This window comes from Agromyces sp. GL_144, assembly GCF_057834305.1.
Genome location: NZ_CM174399.1, coordinates 1,292,651 through 1,309,458 on the forward strand (window position 1 = coordinate 1,292,651; position 16,808 = coordinate 1,309,458).

The following is a 16,808-nucleotide window of genomic DNA, read 5'->3' on the forward strand; positions in this document are numbered from 1 at the left end:
CCTCCCGGACGTCTTCAGCGCCCCTCGCGCTGCCCGACCGCATTCCGTGCGCGGTCGTCTCGCACCACTCTCGAAAGGGATCCGGCTTGTCCGCCATCTCGCACCACCCCGAAACCGATCAGCCGCGCCTCGGCACCGTCCGGGCGCTGTGGCGCCTGCGCTTCTACGTCGGCCGCTCGGCGCCCGCGTTCCTGTTCAGCGGCATCGCGGCCCTCATCGGCCAGCTCGTCGCGCTCTCCATCCCGCAGGTGCTCGAGTCGATGGTCGACGGCCCGCTCGCCGGCGGCGACCCTCACGCGGTCGTGCCGTTCGCGCTCCTGGTCTTCGGCCTCGGCACCGTCGAGGCCGTCATGTACGGCCTGCGCCGCTGGTTCGTCGTCGGTCCGGGCACGAGGGTCGAGTCGCGCATGCGCAACGCCCTGTACGCCAAGCTCCAGGACCTCCCGGTCAGCTTCCACGACCGGTGGCCCAGCGGGCAGCTGCTCTCGCGCGCCGTCAGCGACCTCGGCCTGATCCGCCGCTGGCTCTCGTTCGGCCTCGTGCTGACGGCGGTGAACCTCATCACGATCATCGTGGGGGTCGGCATCCTGATCTCGATGAACTGGATGCTCGGCCTCGTGTTCCTCGTCTGCTCGCTGCCGCTGTGGGTGGTCGGCTACCTCTTCGAGGGCCGCTACTCCGAGATGTCGCGGCGCAGTCAAGATCAGGCGGGCGACCTCGCGACCGCCGTCGAGGAATCGGTGCACGGCATCCGCGTGCTGAAGGCGTTCGGGCGGGGCAAGCACGCGCTCTCGACGTTCCGTGCGCAGGCCGAGTCGCTGCGCAGCACCGAGATCGCCAAGGCGCGCCTCGACTCGAACATCTGGGTGTGGCTCATCCTCGTGCCCGCCGTGGCGCTCTCGATCTGCCTCGGGCTCGGCATCTGGCTCGCGGCCAACGGCGTGATCACCGTCGGCACGCTCGTCGCGTTCTTCGCGACCGCGACCGTGCTGGCGTGGCCCATCGAGTCCGTCGGGTTCCTCCTGGCGTTCTCGCTCGACGCCCGCACCGCGACCGATCGCTTCTTCGAGGTGCTCGACAGCGAGAACCAGATCGTCGACCCCGAGACGCCGCGCGTGCTCGGCGAGCCGCACGGCGCGCTGAGCTTCACCGGCGTGCACTTCCGCTACCAGGACTCGCCCGAGCGGTTCGGCGACCTGCTCGACGGCATCGACCTCGACATCCGCCCGGGCGAGACCATGGCGCTCGTCGGGCTCACGGGGTGCGGCAAGACCACGCTCACCGCGCTCACGACGCGCCTCTACGACGTGACGGCCGGCTCGGTGACGCTCGACGGCGTCGACGTGCGCGCCTTCACGCGCGAGGAGCTGCGCCGGCACATCGCGATGGCGTTCGAGGACGCCACGCTGTTCAGCGCCTCCGTGCGCGAGAACGTGCTGCTCGGCCGGCCCGAGCTCGAGGGCGGGGCCGCCGACGAGGTGCTGCACGAGGCGCTGCGCATCGCGCAGGCCGGGTTCGCCTACGACCTGCCCGACGGCCTCGACACGAAGGTCGGCGAAGAGGGCATGAGCCTCTCGGGCGGCCAGCGTCAGCGCCTCGCGCTCGCGCGCGCGGTCGCGGCCAAGCCGGCCGTGCTCGTGCTCGACGACCCGCTCTCCGCGCTCGACGTCGCGACCGAGGCGAGGGTCGAGGCCGAGCTCCGCAGCGTGCTCGCCTCGACGACCGCGCTCATCGTGGCGCACCGTCCGTCGACGGTCATGCTCGCCGATCGCGTCGCGCTGCTCGAGGCAGGCCGGGTCACCGCCGTCGGCACGCATTCCGAGCTGCTCCGCGAGAGCGAGCACTACCGCTTCGTCATCTCGAGCCTCGAAGACGAATCGGGCGAGCACCGGGTCGAACCCGATCCAGACGGGCCCGACCTTCGAGAACCCCAGACCACGAGAGGAGCGGCATCATGAGCGTCACCGGCGTGCAGGGCGAGGAACGCCTCGACTACACCAAGGCGGAGGCCCGCGAGATCCGCGCGAGATCGGTGCATCTGCTGGGGTCGCTGCTGCGTCCGCAGCGCGGCAAGCTCTGGCTCACGGCCGCGGCGATCGTCGTGTCGTCGGCCGGGCAGGCAGCCGGTCCCGCGATCATCGCGTTCGGCATCGACCAGGGCATCCCCGCCCTCATCGACCAGAACTGGTACCCGGCCGCCCTCGCGGGGCTGGCCTACCTGCTCACGGGCATCGTCGGCGCGTTCCTCATCTCGACGTACATCCGGCTCTCCGCGCGCATCGGGCAGGCGATCCTCATCGACCTGCGCACGCGCGTGTTCCTGCACACGCAGCGGCTGAGCCTCGAGTTCCACGAGTCGTACACGTCGGGGCGCATCATCTCGCGGCAGACGAGCGACCTCGACGCGATCCGCGAGCTCCTCGACGAGGGGCTCACGCTGCTCGTGCGCGGGCTCATGTACATGGTCTTCACCGCCGGTGCGCTCGTGATCATCGACCCGACGTCGGGCCTCGTGCTGCTCGTCGCCCTCATCCCGCTCGGCATCCTCACGCGCTGGTTCCAGGTGCGCTCGCAGGCGCTGTTCCGGCGCTCGCGCGTGGCATCCGCGAAGCTCATCGTGAAGTTCGTCGAGACGATGACCGGCATGCGCGCGGTGCAGGCGTTCCGCTCCGAGAAGCGCAACGAGGCGGAGTTCGGCGGCCTCGTCGAGGACTACCGCGACGTCAACGCCCGCGTGCTCGGCCTGTTCGCCGTCTACAACCCTGGCCTGGCCTTCATCGGCAACACCGCGGTCGCGGCGACCCTCGTGCTCGGCGGCTTCCGGGTCGTCGACGGCGCCCTCGAGATCGGCGTGCTGCTGGCGGCCGTGCTCTACACGAAGCGGTTCTTCGACCCGATGGAGGACATGGCGATGTTCTACAACGGGTACCAGTCCGCGTCGAGTGCGCTCGAGAAGATCTCTGGCGTGCTCGAGGAGGAGCCGAGCGTGCCCGACCCCGTGCACCCGGTCGACCTGCGCAAGGCGAAGGGGCACGTCGCGTTCGAGGGCGTCGAGTTCGCGTACACGCGCGACCGCGTCATTTTGCCGCGCTTCGACCTCGACCTGCCGGCCGGGCAGACGATCGCCCTCGTCGGCTCGACGGGTGCGGGCAAGACCACGCTCGCGAAGCTGCTCGCCAGGTTCTACGACCCGAGCGACGGCGTCGTGACGCTCGACGGCGTGAACCTGCGCGACCTGCACCCCAAAGACCTGCGCCGCGCGATCGTCATGGTCACCCAAGAGGCGTACCTCTTCTCTGGCTCGGTCGCCGACAACATCGCCCTCGGCAAGCCCGACGCGACGTTCGACGAGATCGTCGCGGCGGCGCAGGCGGTCGGCGCGCACGAGTTCATCGAGGGCCTGCCGAACGGCTACGACACCGACGTGAACAAGCGGGGCGGGCGCGTCAGCGCCGGCCAGCGTCAGCTCATCTCGTTCGCCAGGGCGTTCCTCGCCGACCCGGCCGTGCTGATCCTCGACGAGGCGACCAGCTCGCTCGACATCCCGAGCGAACGCCTCGTGCAAGAGGGGCTGCAGACCCTGCTCGCCGACCGCACGGCGGTGATCATCGCGCACCGGCTGTCGACGGTGGCCATCGCCGACCGCGTGCTCGTCATGGAGCACGGCCGCATCATCGAAGACGGCTCGCCCGCCGACCTCATCGGCGGCTCGGGCAGGTTCGCGGCGATGCACGCGGCCTGGCGGGACTCGCTCGTCTGACCCGCGGGGGCCGCGTCGCGGCATCCGTTCACCCGAGCGGATGCCGCGACCGGGTCAGGCCCGGACGTTGTCCACGACGAACTGCACATCGTCGCCGATCGCCTCTTCGAGGGTCGGCCGCACGAGGTTGACGACGCATCCGCGCCGGAAGTAGCACGAGGAGCACGACGCCCGCATCTCGAGGTGGACGACATTCGACCGATAACCCAGGAACCTGATCGATCCGGCATGCGCGCCGAGCGCCGGACGAATCTCCTCGTCCAGGGTGCGCTCGACGGCGTCGACGAGGGCGGCTTCCGCGATCGAGCCGGTGTCTTGCGCCTCGAGGCCGACCTCGAGCGACTGCCCACCCGTCGCTGCGACCGCACCCCCGTTCATGCGACGTCGCCGATGCTCGCGAGTGCCTTGTCCGGTTCGGTCTCGAGATCCGCGGTCGTGCGCGGCGGCGAGTCCGGCATGCCCAGGAGACGGAGCATATTGCCGCCGAACATGAGCTTCCGGTCGGCGTCGGTGATCTCGGGGAACCCCCACCCGTCTCGAAGATCCTCCGGGATCTGGAAGTCGTACGACAGGTCGAGGAGCTTCTGCGTGCTCGGCCACAGCGGAGTCTCGCTGCCCCAGAGCACCTTCTCGGGCCGGCACCAGGCGAGCATCTTCCCGAAGCGCATCGCGGTCTCGATCGGGGCGATCTTGATCATGTTGATCCAGGTCGACATCGACAGGTACACGTTCGGCAGCCGTGACCCGAGATCGATCGCCGAGTCCTCGAACGGGAACGCAAGGTGATGCACGATGAAGTTCATCTCGGGGAAGTCGATGGCGGCTTGGTGGACGTCGTCGGGCCGAAGGTCGTGAAGCGGTTCCATGCCCTGCGGGTCGCCCTTGTGCACCTGGACGAGGTTGCAGCCGAGTTCGAGCATCTTCTCGAACATCGGATACGCCAGAGTCCGGTCGTCCATGCGCCATGAGGCGCCCAGCGAATGCGCGTTGTAGAGCTTGATCGACTTGGCGCCGAGGTCGGTGATCTGCAGGTCGATGTCCCGCAGGGACTGCTTCGTGCCTCGGATCACAGGATCCGTGCCGCCGCAGAAGATCATGCGGTCGGGCAGGAGCTGGGTCATGTCGTAGACGCGCTGGATGTTGACCTCCGCGTCCTCGACGAACAGCTCGAAGAGCGGAACCACCTGGGCCATCGCGTAGTCGACCTGGGATCCATTGCCGAAGATCTTGTCGATGATCTTCTGCGGATTCGCCGGGATCTTGTGGAACTCGGCCGGCGGAGGCAGCTGCTCCAGTCCTTGCTTGTACATCATCATGTAGTCGTACTTCCACGGCTGGGCGATCCGGGCCGGGGGAGTGTTGAAGTTCTCGTCGAGCAGGTTGTGCACGTGCACCACCATGTCGAAGATCACGTTTCCGTCGCGCATGTCGATTGTCCTTTGCTGGGGGGTGGGATTACAGAGAGGAGGAGGGGTGGGTCAGAGAAACGATCTCGGCCTGCTGTCGGATCCACGAGCGGTCCCACGCCCCTGCATCGATCGCCGTGCGCTGCCGCGCTTCGTCGGCGAGTTTCGCCTCGGCCTCGTCGAGCGCGAGTGCGAGCCGGCGTCGAGGCACGACGGCCACGCCGTCGTGATCGCCGACGACGATATCGCCGTCCTCGACCGGACGCCCTCCGGCTGAGATGGTCCCGTGGATCGCACCCGGACCTGATCGATACGGCCCCTGATGGGTCCAACCGCGTGCGAACACGGGAATCGGTCCGGTCGAGATCCATGCCGTATCACGAACCGCACCGTCGACCACGATCCCGACGACCCCGCGTTTCGCCGCGTAGCGCACCATCAGCTCGCCGAGGATCGCGTTCTCGAGCCGTCCCCGAGCATCGATGACGAGGACGTCGCCCGGTTCCACGAGTTCGAGTGCAAGGTGCACCGCGAGGTTGTCACCCGGACGAGTGCGGACGGTCATCGCCGGGCCGGCCATCGATACCCTGACCGTGGCGAGGGAGTCTCCGATGGCACTCAGACCGGTGAGGCCGATATCGCGCTCGAGACAGTCGGACAGCACTGCGGTCGGGAGATCGCAGGCGCGGGAACGCTCCTGTTCGCCGAACGGGAGGACCCGGCGTTCGTACACCTGCACCGTGTTCACGGTGCGCCCGTGGTCGGGGCTTCCACGTTGTTCTCGATCGCACCGAGACCCTCGATCTCGCAGCGGACCACGTCCCCGGGAACGAGGAAGACCGGGGGAGTGCGCCCGATTCCGACACCGGGCGGCGTGCCCGTCAAGATCACGTCCCCGGGCTCGAGCGTCATCGTCGTCGAGAGGAAGGCGATGAGAGTCTGGACGTCGAAGATCATGTCCGCGGTACTGGCATCCTGGCGGACCTCGCCATTGACGTTCGACGAGATCCGCAATCCCTGCGGGTCGGGGACTTCGTCGGCCGTGGTGATCCACGGTCCGATCGGACAGAAGGTGTCGAAGCTCTTGGATCGAGAGAATTGCGCGTCGCTTCGCTGCAGGTCTCGGGCGGACACATCGTTGGCGACCGCATAGCCGAACACCACCGACAGTGCGTCCGCCCGCGATACATGTCTCGCGTGTCGACCGATCACGACGGCGAGTTCGCTCTCGTAGTCGCCCTCTGCAGTGAGCTCTGCATCGATCACGACCGGGGCGAACGGGCCGTTCAGCGAGTTCGTGTACTTCGCGAACACCAGGGGCACGTCGGGACGCACCGATCGGGTCTCCTTGATGTGGTCGAGGTAGTTCAGCCCGATGGCGAGGATCTTCGGGGGGCGGACGACCGGCGACAGCAGCTCGACGTCGGTCAGGCGCTCGCCGTCGTAGTCGGCGATCGCCCGACCGATCTCCGAGATCGACTCGATGACGGCCGACGTGTCGGGTGTGTCGAATCCGAGGGATGAGAGGACGATCCAAGCGTCGTCATCGGATACGGCGAACTCGGCTCCCGCCGACGTAGTGATGCGGGCCACGCGCATGAGGACTCCAGTTCCACCCGGGCACCCTCGCACATCATTGGCGAATTCGCCCAAGTCTCCAAGTGTCCTGGTAAGTTACCACCCTGCGATGCGCGCCGCAACGGATGGCTCCTGGAGCGTGTGACGGGCTCGGGTCACCGTGGTCTGGTGGTGAACGTCGGCATGCTCAGCACGATCTCGTCGACGGCCTTGATCGATTCGGGGTCCGACAGGCTGATGTTCGCAAGATTGGGGTCCGTGGAGAACAGCACGTGCAGATCGTCGAAGTACGACTCCCATTCGGCGACCACGCCGTCGGTATCGCCCGACTCGAGCCGATCGAGCATCCGGTGGCGGTGCACGGTGTACGGCCCCGCCTGGCGACGCCAGAACTCGATTCCCTTGTCGCCGGTGACGAGAAGCTGGAACTGCATCGTGAGTCGGATGAGGAACGTCTCCAATGCGAACAGGAGTGGATTGTGAGCAGCGGCTGAGAATGCGACCTGGAACGCGACGGTCGCCTCTGCGAGGTCTTGGACCTCTTCCGCGGCGTCGCACCGTTGCACCGCCTCTCGCAGCGCATTCAGGTCGGACTCGGTCGCGTGCTCGCAGGCGAGCCGGCCGGAATGCAGTCCGAGGACGCGCCGAACGCCGACCGCCTCCATCATCTCGACCTGCTCCATCTGCAGCAGCGTTTCGAGTGTGCTGGTCACGAAGTCCCGCGTCGTGTTCGTCACGTAGACGCCGCTTCCGTGTCTGCTCTCCAGGAGGCCCATCGCGTCGAGCGCGCGGACGGCCTCGCGAACGGTCGGCTGGCTGACGCCGTAGTGGGCGGCCAGCGCTTTCTCGGTCGGCAGCTTCGAACCGAGTTGAAGGCGGCCGGTCGCGATGTCCATTCGAAGGGCTTTGATGATGACGTCGGATGCCTTCGGTCGGGCCGGAAGCATCGTCACGCGCCCGTCGACGCCGCTGGTGGCCGAGTTTCTTGCCGATGCGCGCATTCGCGCCGACTCGAGGTCGTCTGGAGTTGTCACGGAGTTCGCCTTTCCTCGTAGCCGAGCTTACTTGGTCACCCGAAGACTTCGCATGGCCAATGCAATCGGGACTATGCAACCAAATAACCAAGTATCCTGGCCAGTTTTGTCAAAGTGTTCTACGATCGCTGGTACCGCGACCCAGCGGTGCTTGCTCAGGCAGGGGTCATCGACGGAGATGAAGGCGCAAGCCGACGTCCGGCCGTCTATTTCGGGCACGTCTCAAGGGAGAGATCGAAAGATGCAGGTAGACAGCGGCAGTAAGGCGATGGTGGGAGAACTGACCGGGCAGCTGACCCGTCGCTCGGTGCTTCGCGGGTTTGGTGCAATGCTCGCCATCGGTTCGGTGGGCGTCCTCACCTCGTGCGCGGTCCCGGCAGGTTCCGGGGGCGGAGGAGGCGATGCCGCGCGCAAACGGGTGGCCCTCCTGCTGCCGAGTTACACCCAGGCGCGCTGGAAGGCGGCCGACCAGCCGTTCTTCGAGCAGGAGGCGCAGAAGCTCGGACTCGACGTCGTCGTGCAGGCGGCCAACGACGACGTCGCCCTCCAGTCGACCCAGGTCGACCAAGTGCTCACCCAAGGGGTCGACGTCATCGTCCTCGTTCCCGTGAACGTCGACTCCTCCGCCGACCTCGTCGCGAAGGCGAAGGCGCAGAACGTTCCGGTGGTGGCCTACAACTACGTGTTCGATGCTGCGGGCGTGGAGGTCATCGTCTCTCGCGACGCCGTCAAGGTCGGGCGCGACATGGCCATGGCGGCGCTGGCGGCCGCTCCGACCGGCAACTACACGCTCGCCTCGGGCGACCAGGGCACGAGCGTGTCGAGGGACAAGGCTGCAGGCACGATGGAAGTGCTCCAGCCGCACATCGACTCCGGTGCGATCACCATCGTCTCCGACCGATTCAACAAGGACTGGTCGGCCGACCTCGCTCTGAAGCAGGTCGAGGGGGCGCTCACCGCGAACAACAACGACATCGCCGCGGTCATCGTGCAGAACGACAACATGGGCTACGGCGTCATCCAGGCGCTGACCGCCCAACAGGTCGCCGGCAAGGTGGTGGTCACCTCCGAGGACGCGGAGCCGAACGGGCAGAAGCTCATCGGGTCGGGCGAGATGACGGCATCCTCGTTCACGCCGTTCAGCGAGATGGCGGCGGCAGCGGCGAGAGCGGCCGCGGATCTCGCGGCCGGCAAGCCCGTCGCCGGGGCGAAATCGATCGACGCCGGTTCGAGGGAGGTGCCGTGGGTCGAGATCGAGGCGTTCAACGTGGACAAGAGCAACCTGGCGCAGTTCCAGAGCGACTATCCGTGGTGGACCGAAGCCTGATGCCCGAACACGGTCATGTCGTCCTGGAAATCAACGGACTCGAGAAGCGTTTCGGCCTCACCCACGCGCTGGCGGATGTCTCGCTGGAGATACGGTCCGGTGAGGTCCATGCCATCGTCGGTGAGAATGGTGCGGGCAAGTCGACGCTCGTCAGCTTCATCGCCGGCGTGCTGCCGACGTCTTCCCTCGACGCGGGCGGCTTCGTGGCAGACGGTGAGCGCCGCTCGTTCGCGAATTCGCGAGATGCCGAGGCGGATGGCATCTTCCTGGTCCCACAGGAGATCACGGTCGTCCCTGAGACGACGGTCGCCGAGAATCTGATGCTCGGACACGAACCCCTCAACAGGTGGGGGTTCATCGACCCCGCGGTGCTCTGGTCCGAGACACGGAAGTGGATCGACGCGTTCGAGCTCGACATCGACCCCGCCCAGCAGATGCGGTGGTTGAGCGTCGGTGAGCAGCAATTGATCAGCATCGCGCGGGCGATGAGTCGTGGTGCCAGGATCTTGATCCTCGACGAGCCGTCGACCTCATTGACCGACGTCGAGACCGAACTGCTCTTCCACCACATCGAGGCCTGCCGTGCCCGCGGCGTGTCGATCCTCTACATCTCCCACCGCCTGTCCGAGATCGGGCGCCTCGCCGACCGGGTCACGGTGATGCGCGACGGCCACGTCGTCGAGGAGATCGCCGGCGGAGATGCCGAAGAGGTGCCACGTCGGATCATTCGCGCCATGGTCGGCCGGGACCTCGACGACCTCTATCCCCGGCGAAGCACCGAGCCGGGCGAGCGGGTTCTCGAGGTGGCGGGACTGACAGTGCAGAATCACCGGAAGACCCTCCCGCCGGTCCTCGAGGACGTCGCCTTCGAGATTCGACGCGGCGAGGTGCTCGGCGTGTACGGGCCGGCCGGCTCCGGGGCATCCGACCTCGCCCCCGCGCTGTTCGGAGCTGAAGCACACCGCGTCGAGGGGGAGGTCCGCCTCAACTCGGTCGGCGTGAGGTTCACGTCTCCGCGCGCGGCGATCTCCGCGGGCCTGGCGTATCTCACGGCGGATCGCAAGCACACGGGTCTTGTGCCACGCGCCTCGGTGGCCGACAATCTGTCGCTCGCGGTGCTCAAACGGCTCTCGAGAGGGCTCTTCATGGACCGTGCTGCAGAGCTCGGCATGGTCGACGAGTACGTGACCCGGCTCCGGGTCAAAGTGCAGGACGTCGGTCAACGCATCGTCGAACTGAGCGGTGGAAACCAGCAGAAGGTGCTCGTCGGCAAATGGATGGCGACGCACCCCGATCTCCTGCTCTTCGAGGAACCGACCCGCGGCGTCGACGTCGGCGCCAGGGTCGAGATCTACGGACTGATCAACGAATGCACCGCGATGGGGATGGCGATCCTCCTCATTTCCACCGATTTGCCTGAGGTGCTCGGGATGTCCGACCGGGTGCTCGCTGTCAACAAGGGGCGCATCGCCGGCGAATGGAGCGCGGCGGACGTCACTCAGGCCCAGGTGATCGCGGCGGCGACCGCCGACCGCGTCGATTCCGCTACCCGAGCGATGGAGGTCGCCCGATGACGACACGACTCAGTGAACCGGCAGTGGCCGCTCCGGTGCCCGTGAAGATCCGGCCCACCACGATGCAGTCCGTCCGGCGGTTCGCCTCGAGCGATCGCCTGCGCTCGGCGGGCCTGCTGCTGATCCTCGCACTTCTGGCGGTGACCTTCCAGGTGTTGACCTCCGGGCTGTTCCTGAGCCCGAGGAACTTGAGCCTGCTGAGTGTGCAGGTGGCGCTCACCGCAATGCTCGCCGCAGGCATCGTTCTCGTCATGGTGCCGGGGCACATCGATCTCTCGATCGGCGCGGCCGTCGCGCTCACCGGCATCGTCACCGCGTTGAGCGTTCAGGACTTCGGACTTCCGCCCGCGGTCGCGGCGATCCTGACGCTTTCCGCAGGATTGCTGATCGGGGTCTGGCACGGCTTCTGGATCGCCGTGATGAACGTGCCCTCGTTCATCGTCACGCTCGCAAGCCTGCTCGGGCTCCGCGGCGTCGCGCTGCTGCTGACGCAGGGTTCCACACCGGCACCCGGCCCTGAGATCTCGGCACTCGCGACCACATATCTGCCCGCACAATGGACGATCGCGATCTTCAGCCTGCTGTTCGTCGGCACAGTCCTCCTCGCCGTGCGGGAACGACGGGCCCGGCGGAGCGCCGGAATGGCGGCGCCCCTCGCGAGTCTCGTGATCGTTCCGGCCGTGACCGCCGGACTCGGTTGCGCTGCGGCGCTCTGGGTCTACCTCGCCTACCAGGGCCTGCCGCTGCCCGTGGCCGTGCTGGTCTTCGTGGTCGTGGTGATCTCCATCGTCCTGCGGTACACCCGGTTCGGTCGGCAGCTGTACGCGATCGGCGGCAACGTGGTGGCTGCCGGATACGCGGGAGTGCGCACCCGCCTGCACTCGTTCGTCGTGTTCGCTGTGATGGGCCTCCTCGCGGGCGCCGGGGGACTCCTGCTGGTCTCGCGGCTCGGCAGTGCGCCGCCTGGTGCTGCGAACGGCCTCGAACTGAACGTCATCGCGGCTGCGGTCATCGGCGGTACGAGCCTGCTCGGCGGCATCGGCACGGTCGGGGGCGCCGTCATCGGAGCAATCCTCATGGAGAGCCTCAACAACGGCATGAGCCTGCTGAACCTGCCCTCGTACTGGCAGCAGATCGCGGTCGGACTGGTGCTGCTGGTCGCCGTCTACGTTGACCTCCGCGCCCGGCGCGGCCGCGGTGGGGGCGGGTAGATGGGGCGACTTCGAGTCCAGTCTCGCGCGCCGGAGCAGTGGGCGTCCCACTCGTCGCTCCGGCGCGCGCGATGGCGTCCCGACGCGGACGCGTCGCGCTTGCTCGACGAGGCGGCGCGCATGCTCGAGTTCGATCTCGTGGCTCCTGCCCGGCTCGCGCAGCGCTGGCAACTCGTCGGCGTCGACCTCGTCCCCGGTGTTCGTGTGCTCGCGACGCTACGGTTCGCCGGCCCCGACCGTCGTGCGTTCAAGATCTCGCAGCGGACCCCGACCGTGCCGCTCCCCGAGGAGGTCGCGATCGTCGGCCACCCGCATCGCACGATCGACGCCCGCTCGACGAGGTATTACGTGTTCGACGGGGCATGGGCCGCGGGCGAGCCCGTCGACGGCTGGCACTGGCATCGCACACGGCGGCAGATCGCGTGGGAGCGGGACGGGGTGATCTGCGAGCTCGAGTACATCGCGTCGGGCGGGCCGAGCGTGTCGGCGGCGATCGAGATCGCGCATGCCACGCGGAGATGGCGTCCGCGGGCGGACTGACGGGTTGAGCGCGACCGGCACGCAGGGGATCCGCGTCGCCCTTCCCGATGGGCTCGCGACACCGCCAGACTCAGCCGGCGGACGTGCCCCAGCCGAGTGGAACCCGCACGAGATCGCGGGTCAGCTCGTCGGCACGGGCGACCCCCAGCAGCTTCATATCGGTGCGGAGATCGCGACCCAGGTCCTCCAGCACCGCTCGCACGCCGTCCTCGCCGTCGACGGCGAGGCCCCAGAGCGAAGGCTGTCCGATGAAGACCGCGCGTGCTCCGAGGCAGAGCGCCTTCATGACGTCTCCCGGCTTTCGGATGCCGCCGTCGACATAGACTTCGACCGCCTGGTCTACGGCGGCGACGACGTCGCCAAGCGCCTCCGCCGTCGGGAGCACATGATCGAGGTGGCGGCCGGCATGGTTCGACACGATGATGCCCGACACGCCCGCGTCGAGGGCGCGCCTCGCGTCGTCGGCCCTGACCACGCCCTTCGCGAGCACCGGCAGCGGGGAGGCCGCGATGAACGCCGCGAGATCGCCGAACGTGCGGTCCTCGTCGAGGACGACGGTCTGCTCCCACAGCTCATCGAAACCGATGACCGCTCGTGGACTGCCCGGCACGTGCGGCAGCCGGAGGTGCTCGGGCACCGCGACCGGGTTGCGTGCCGCGCGCGGGCTCGTTCCGCCGACCGGCTGGTCGACGGTCACGACGAGTGCCCGATAACCGGCACGCTGCGCCCGGTCGACGATCTCGGCGGCGGTGCGACGGGGGAGCCCGGCCGGAACCTGGAGCCACCGGATCCCGTCGGGCGCAGCAGCCGCCACCTCCTCGAGGGATTGCGTCGAGAAGAACGAGAGGATGAACGGGACGCCGGATGCCGCTGCGGCCGCTGCAGTCGCCGACTCGCCGCCCGGGTGGATCAGAAGGTGGCGCCCGGTGGGCGCGATGCCGATCGGCGTCGGGATGAGCGTGCCGAGCACGGTTGTCGAGGGGTCGCAATGCGAGACATCCCGCAGCACGTGAGGAAGCAGCCGGATGTCGCTCCATGCGGCCAGGTTCGCACGGGCGGTGAACTCGTCGCCCGCGCCGGCCGCGATGTAGTCGTAAACGGCCGACGGCAGAGCGGCGGCGGCCGCAGCCTCGTCGATCACGATCGGATCCCGATCGAACTCCCGCGCAGGATGCGCGCCGACGCGTGCTCGGCTAGCATCATGACCGGGATGTTGGTGTTGGCGCGGACGAGCTGCGGCATGATCGACGCATCCACGACCCGGAGGCCCTCGACCCCGTAGACGCGGCAATCGGGGTCGACGACCGCGAGCGGATCATCCGGGCCACCCATCTTGCAGGTACCCGCCGCGTGGTACATGCCGAAGGTGTGGCGTGCGAGCGTGGTCTCGAGCCAGGCGTCGCCGCCCATACGCGACTCGTCGACATCGCCGTGGGCGACGCCCCAGCGGATGATCGCTCGCCGGAGCGGGTCGGGACCGTCGAGCAGCCTCGCAAGGAACGACGTGGCGAACGTGTTGACACGACCGGGCTCGTTGAGCTTACGCACAACCGCCGTGTAGCCCGTGGCGAAGAGCTCGTTCCGCACCGCGCGGACGCCTTGATCCTTCATGAGATCGACGGCGAACCGGAGCCCGTCGAGCATCCGGTCGCGGTCGCGCTTGTCGCTCAGCAGACCGAACCGAACGTCGGGCATCGTCTCCGGATCGGCGTCCGTGATCCGGACCTGTCCGCGCGAGAAGGGCTGGTAGACGCTCACGCCGAGACCCGCGATCGATTGCCCGAGTCCGTGCCACGAGGACTTGTTGACGACGAGCATCATCATGTCCGCGGCGCCGGTCTCGGGTTCGCCGGAGCTGTAGCGGATGCCGCTGAGGAACTGCGGTCGCAACATGCTCGACTGCCGTGCGCCGTGTTTCACATGCGTTGCGAGGTAGACCACGGGGTGATTCTGCAGGTTCTCGCCGACCCCGGGAGAGTCGGCCACCACGGGAACTCCGGCTGCGGCCAGGACCCCCGCCGGACCGATGCCTGAACGCTGCAGCAGCGCCGGGGAGTGAATGGCGCCCGCCGCGAGCACGACCTCGCCGGCGTGGATGCGGCGTCGATGCCGCCGCTCTGTGCGCGCCTCGATGCCGTCGCAGCGCGTCCCGGTGAAGAGCAGGCGCTCGACGAAGGTGTTGCTCACCACGTCGAGATTCGGCCGGGCGCGGACGTCGGCAGAGAGGTACTCGGTCGACGAGGAGCGGCGAGAGAGGTAGGCGCTCATGGGAAGCGCGCACACGCCGTCGCGGAAGTCCGTGTTCATATCCTCAATGAGCGGCAGCCCGCGCGCGACGGCCGCTGCAGCGATCGCGGTCGTGAAGGGCGGCCAGTCTCCGGGGCGGTGCCGACGGATCACGACGCGGCCGTCCTCACCGTGGTCGTCGCGATCTCCGTAGTCCCAGTCCGCCTCGATCCGGGCGAAGTCGTCGACGACATCGGCATACGACCAACCGCTCGCGCCTGCGGCATCCCAGGCGTCGTAGTCGTCGGGCAGGCCGCGAACGGCGATCATCCCCATCAGGCTCGACCCTCCGCCCATGACCTTGGCCTGTGTGAACGGGACGGGCGTGCCCGGGCGTTCGGCCGAACCGAGTCGGGCACGGAGGCCGCGCCACATGTAGTCCTTGTTGTAGTAGCTGCGAGGGTACAGATCGAGGATGTCGGGCGGGGTCGCGGTGGGCGTGGTATCCGACCCCGCCTCGACCAGGAGCACGGTCCGACCGTCCTCCGAGAGTCGGTTGGCCAGGACGCACCCGGCCGACCCGCCACCGACCACGATGACGTCATAGCGATCGCGGAGGCTCATCGAAGTACATCCATCCGATAGCCGCTCTTTGCGACGAGCCGATCCCTGGAGGCATGCACGAGGCTGCTGAGCAGGGCGAGGTCGTAGCCGACGAGCTTGCCGCGCCACTTCCTGACCTGTCCTCCGACGAACACCGTGTCGACGTTCGCAGTATCGGCGCCGAGCACGACGGTGCCGGTCGCATTGTTCAGCGGCATCGTGTTGACGGTCTCTGCTGAGAGCAGCACGAGGTCGGCGGCCTTTCCCGGTGCGAGCGCACCGGTGACGTCGGCGAGTCCGTTCACCGCGGCACCGTCGACCGTTGCCATCTCCAGAACGCGTCGCGGACTGATCGGCTCCGGAGCGTCTGGGTCGCCGTCGTGTTCGCGCGTGAATGCGGCGAGTCGTTGCAGGGTATAAGTTCCCTGCATCTGCACGAACATGTCGGAACTCACGGTGCACTCGACGTCGATGCTGAGCCCGGGGCGTACGCCGTGGTCGAGGGCCGCCTGAATCGGCGGCAGGCCGCCGTAGGTGCCGATCTGCGCGTCGGACGTCGTCGTGAGCGAGACCCGCACGCCCGAGTCGGCGATCGCACGCCAGGCCTCTGCGCCGAGGTGGGTGCAGTGGATGAGGGTGACGTCGGGTCCGAGGAGGCCGGCGCGGCCGAGCGCCTCGATGTTGCGCGAGGCGGCGGGACCGAATGTCGCGTCGACGGTGATCGCAAGCCCGTGGTCGCGTGCGAACGCCAAGTTCTCAGGAGTGAGGAGGATTTCGGGCCCGCCGAGAGCGGGCTCGCCGAAGACGGCGAGTCGCAACGTCAGCAGGTCGGAGCGGAGCACGGGCTCGTCGCGGAGCCTGGCGACGTCGCCAGGCCATTCGCGGTGCCAGGTTCCCGAAAGCGCGGGACCGGACGCGTACACGGCGCGGATGTGCGACTCATGGAGTCCCTGCAGGCTCGCATCGGCGAACTCGGCGGCCCGCGTGTTGTGCGAGAAGTCGAGCATGGTTGTGATGCCGCTGTCGATGGCGCCGATCGCGGCGAGGAGGGTCGCGGCGTACGTGTCTTCGGGTTCGTATACCGGTGCGAGATCGCGGTGGGCCGCCTGCAGGTACTGCTCGAAATCCACCCCGGCGAACATGCGCCGGAGCTGAGTCTGCCAGCAGTGGCGATGCGTGTCCTGGAACCCCGGCAGCACGATCGATCCGGTCGCGTCGACGACGACGACGTCGTCGGGGACGACCCGATCCGGGAGATGAGGACCGACTTCGCTGATCGTGGAGCCTTCGATGAGCACGTCGCCCGTATCGAAATCACCGACCGCTGGATCCATGCTGAGTACCGTTCCGCCCGCGATCAACACGCGGCGGGGGCCGCTGGTCGTCTGCCGTAGCCGATCCAGTGTTTCGTCATCCATGCCGAATCCCACATTCTCCTGGTATCCAGGTCACATTATCACCTCAGGGCGGCGCCCGCGATGCATCCACGGTCGCATATCCGCGCGCACGGCCGACCGCAGCGTCGCGTGGCTGAGATCCGCAGCGAGAC

The 16,808-nt window shown here is 67.9% G+C and carries 14 protein-coding genes; 6 read left to right on the forward strand and 8 right to left on the reverse strand.

The window, feature by feature from the left end; genetic code table 11:
* Positions 1 to 86 precede the first annotated feature (86 nt).
* A complete protein-coding gene (locus tag AC3IPY_RS05740; RefSeq protein ID WP_489187284.1) occupies positions 87 to 1,958 on the forward strand; it encodes an ABC transporter ATP-binding protein in 1,872 nt (623 codons plus the stop codon).
* Positions 1,955 to 3,760 carry an ABC transporter ATP-binding protein gene (locus AC3IPY_RS05745; protein ID WP_489187285.1) on the forward strand — a complete coding sequence of 602 codons (1,806 nt, stop codon included), beginning with the start codon at positions 1,955 to 1,957 and terminating at the stop codon, positions 3,758 to 3,760. The genes AC3IPY_RS05740 and AC3IPY_RS05745 overlap by 4 nt, the downstream gene beginning before the upstream one ends.
* Before the next feature lie 54 nt (positions 3,761 to 3,814).
* On the opposite strand, the gene AC3IPY_RS05750 is transcribed toward AC3IPY_RS05745, so the two are convergent.
* The 5 genes from AC3IPY_RS05750 to AC3IPY_RS05770 all read right to left on the reverse strand — a co-directional run bounded on the left by AC3IPY_RS05750 (position 3,815) and on the right by AC3IPY_RS05770 (position 7,778).
* Positions 3,815 to 4,138, reverse strand: a complete 324-nt coding sequence (locus AC3IPY_RS05750; protein ID WP_489187287.1) for a NifU family protein — start codon at positions 4,136 to 4,138, stop codon at positions 3,815 to 3,817.
* Entirely contained in the window at positions 4,135 to 5,187 is a 1,053-nt protein-coding gene (locus AC3IPY_RS05755) for an amidohydrolase family protein (protein ID WP_489187289.1), read from the reverse strand. The genes AC3IPY_RS05750 and AC3IPY_RS05755 overlap by 4 nt, the downstream gene beginning before the upstream one ends.
* A gap of 28 nt (positions 5,188 to 5,215) precedes the next feature.
* A complete protein-coding gene (locus tag AC3IPY_RS05760; protein WP_489187291.1) occupies positions 5,216 to 5,914 on the reverse strand; it encodes an RraA family protein in 699 nt (232 codons plus the stop codon).
* Complete coding sequence (locus AC3IPY_RS05765) at positions 5,911 to 6,819, reverse strand: fumarylacetoacetate hydrolase family protein (protein ID WP_489187292.1); 909 nt, start codon at positions 6,817 to 6,819, stop codon at positions 5,911 to 5,913. Before AC3IPY_RS05765 ends, AC3IPY_RS05760 begins: the two co-directional genes overlap by 4 nt.
* Before the next feature lie 80 nt (positions 6,820 to 6,899).
* Positions 6,900 to 7,778, reverse strand: coding sequence for a FadR/GntR family transcriptional regulator (locus AC3IPY_RS05770; RefSeq protein WP_489187293.1), 879 nt, complete (start codon positions 7,776 to 7,778; stop codon positions 6,900 to 6,902).
* Positions 7,779 to 8,019: 241 nt separating this feature from the next.
* Between AC3IPY_RS05770 and AC3IPY_RS05775 the strand changes: the two genes are divergently transcribed.
* The 4 genes from AC3IPY_RS05775 to AC3IPY_RS05790 all read left to right on the forward strand — a co-directional run bounded on the left by AC3IPY_RS05775 (position 8,020) and on the right by AC3IPY_RS05790 (position 12,430).
* Positions 8,020 to 9,105 (forward strand): substrate-binding domain-containing protein, encoded by a 1,086-nt coding sequence (locus AC3IPY_RS05775; protein ID WP_489187294.1) that lies wholly within the window; start codon positions 8,020 to 8,022, stop codon positions 9,103 to 9,105.
* Complete coding sequence (locus AC3IPY_RS05780; protein WP_489187296.1) at positions 9,090 to 10,679, forward strand: sugar ABC transporter ATP-binding protein; 1,590 nt, start codon at positions 9,090 to 9,092, stop codon at positions 10,677 to 10,679. The genes AC3IPY_RS05775 and AC3IPY_RS05780 overlap by 16 nt, the downstream gene beginning before the upstream one ends.
* Positions 10,676 to 11,890, forward strand: a complete 1,215-nt coding sequence (locus AC3IPY_RS05785) for a sugar ABC transporter permease (protein WP_489187298.1) — start codon at positions 10,676 to 10,678, stop codon at positions 11,888 to 11,890. The genes AC3IPY_RS05780 and AC3IPY_RS05785 overlap by 4 nt, the downstream gene beginning before the upstream one ends.
* A 120-nt stretch (positions 11,891 to 12,010) precedes the next feature.
* Complete coding sequence (locus tag AC3IPY_RS05790; RefSeq protein ID WP_489187299.1) at positions 12,011 to 12,430, forward strand: hypothetical protein; 420 nt, start codon at positions 12,011 to 12,013, stop codon at positions 12,428 to 12,430.
* 70 nt (positions 12,431 to 12,500) lie between these two features.
* On the opposite strand, the gene AC3IPY_RS05795 is transcribed toward AC3IPY_RS05790, so the two are convergent.
* From AC3IPY_RS05795 to AC3IPY_RS05805, 3 genes are read right to left on the reverse strand one after another with little or no spacing between them, the layout of a single operon-like run.
* Positions 12,501 to 13,571: an alpha-hydroxy acid oxidase gene (locus AC3IPY_RS05795; protein ID WP_489187301.1), complete on the reverse strand. Its 1,071-nt coding sequence runs from the start codon at positions 13,569 to 13,571 to the stop codon at positions 12,501 to 12,503.
* Complete coding sequence (locus AC3IPY_RS05800; RefSeq protein WP_489187302.1) at positions 13,568 to 15,280, reverse strand: GMC family oxidoreductase; 1,713 nt, start codon at positions 15,278 to 15,280, stop codon at positions 13,568 to 13,570. The genes AC3IPY_RS05795 and AC3IPY_RS05800 overlap by 4 nt, the downstream gene beginning before the upstream one ends.
* A complete protein-coding gene (locus AC3IPY_RS05805) occupies positions 15,277 to 16,593 on the reverse strand; it encodes an amidohydrolase family protein (RefSeq protein WP_489187303.1) in 1,317 nt (438 codons plus the stop codon). Before AC3IPY_RS05805 ends, AC3IPY_RS05800 begins: the two co-directional genes overlap by 4 nt.
* Between the last annotated feature and the right edge of the window lie 215 nt (positions 16,594 to 16,808).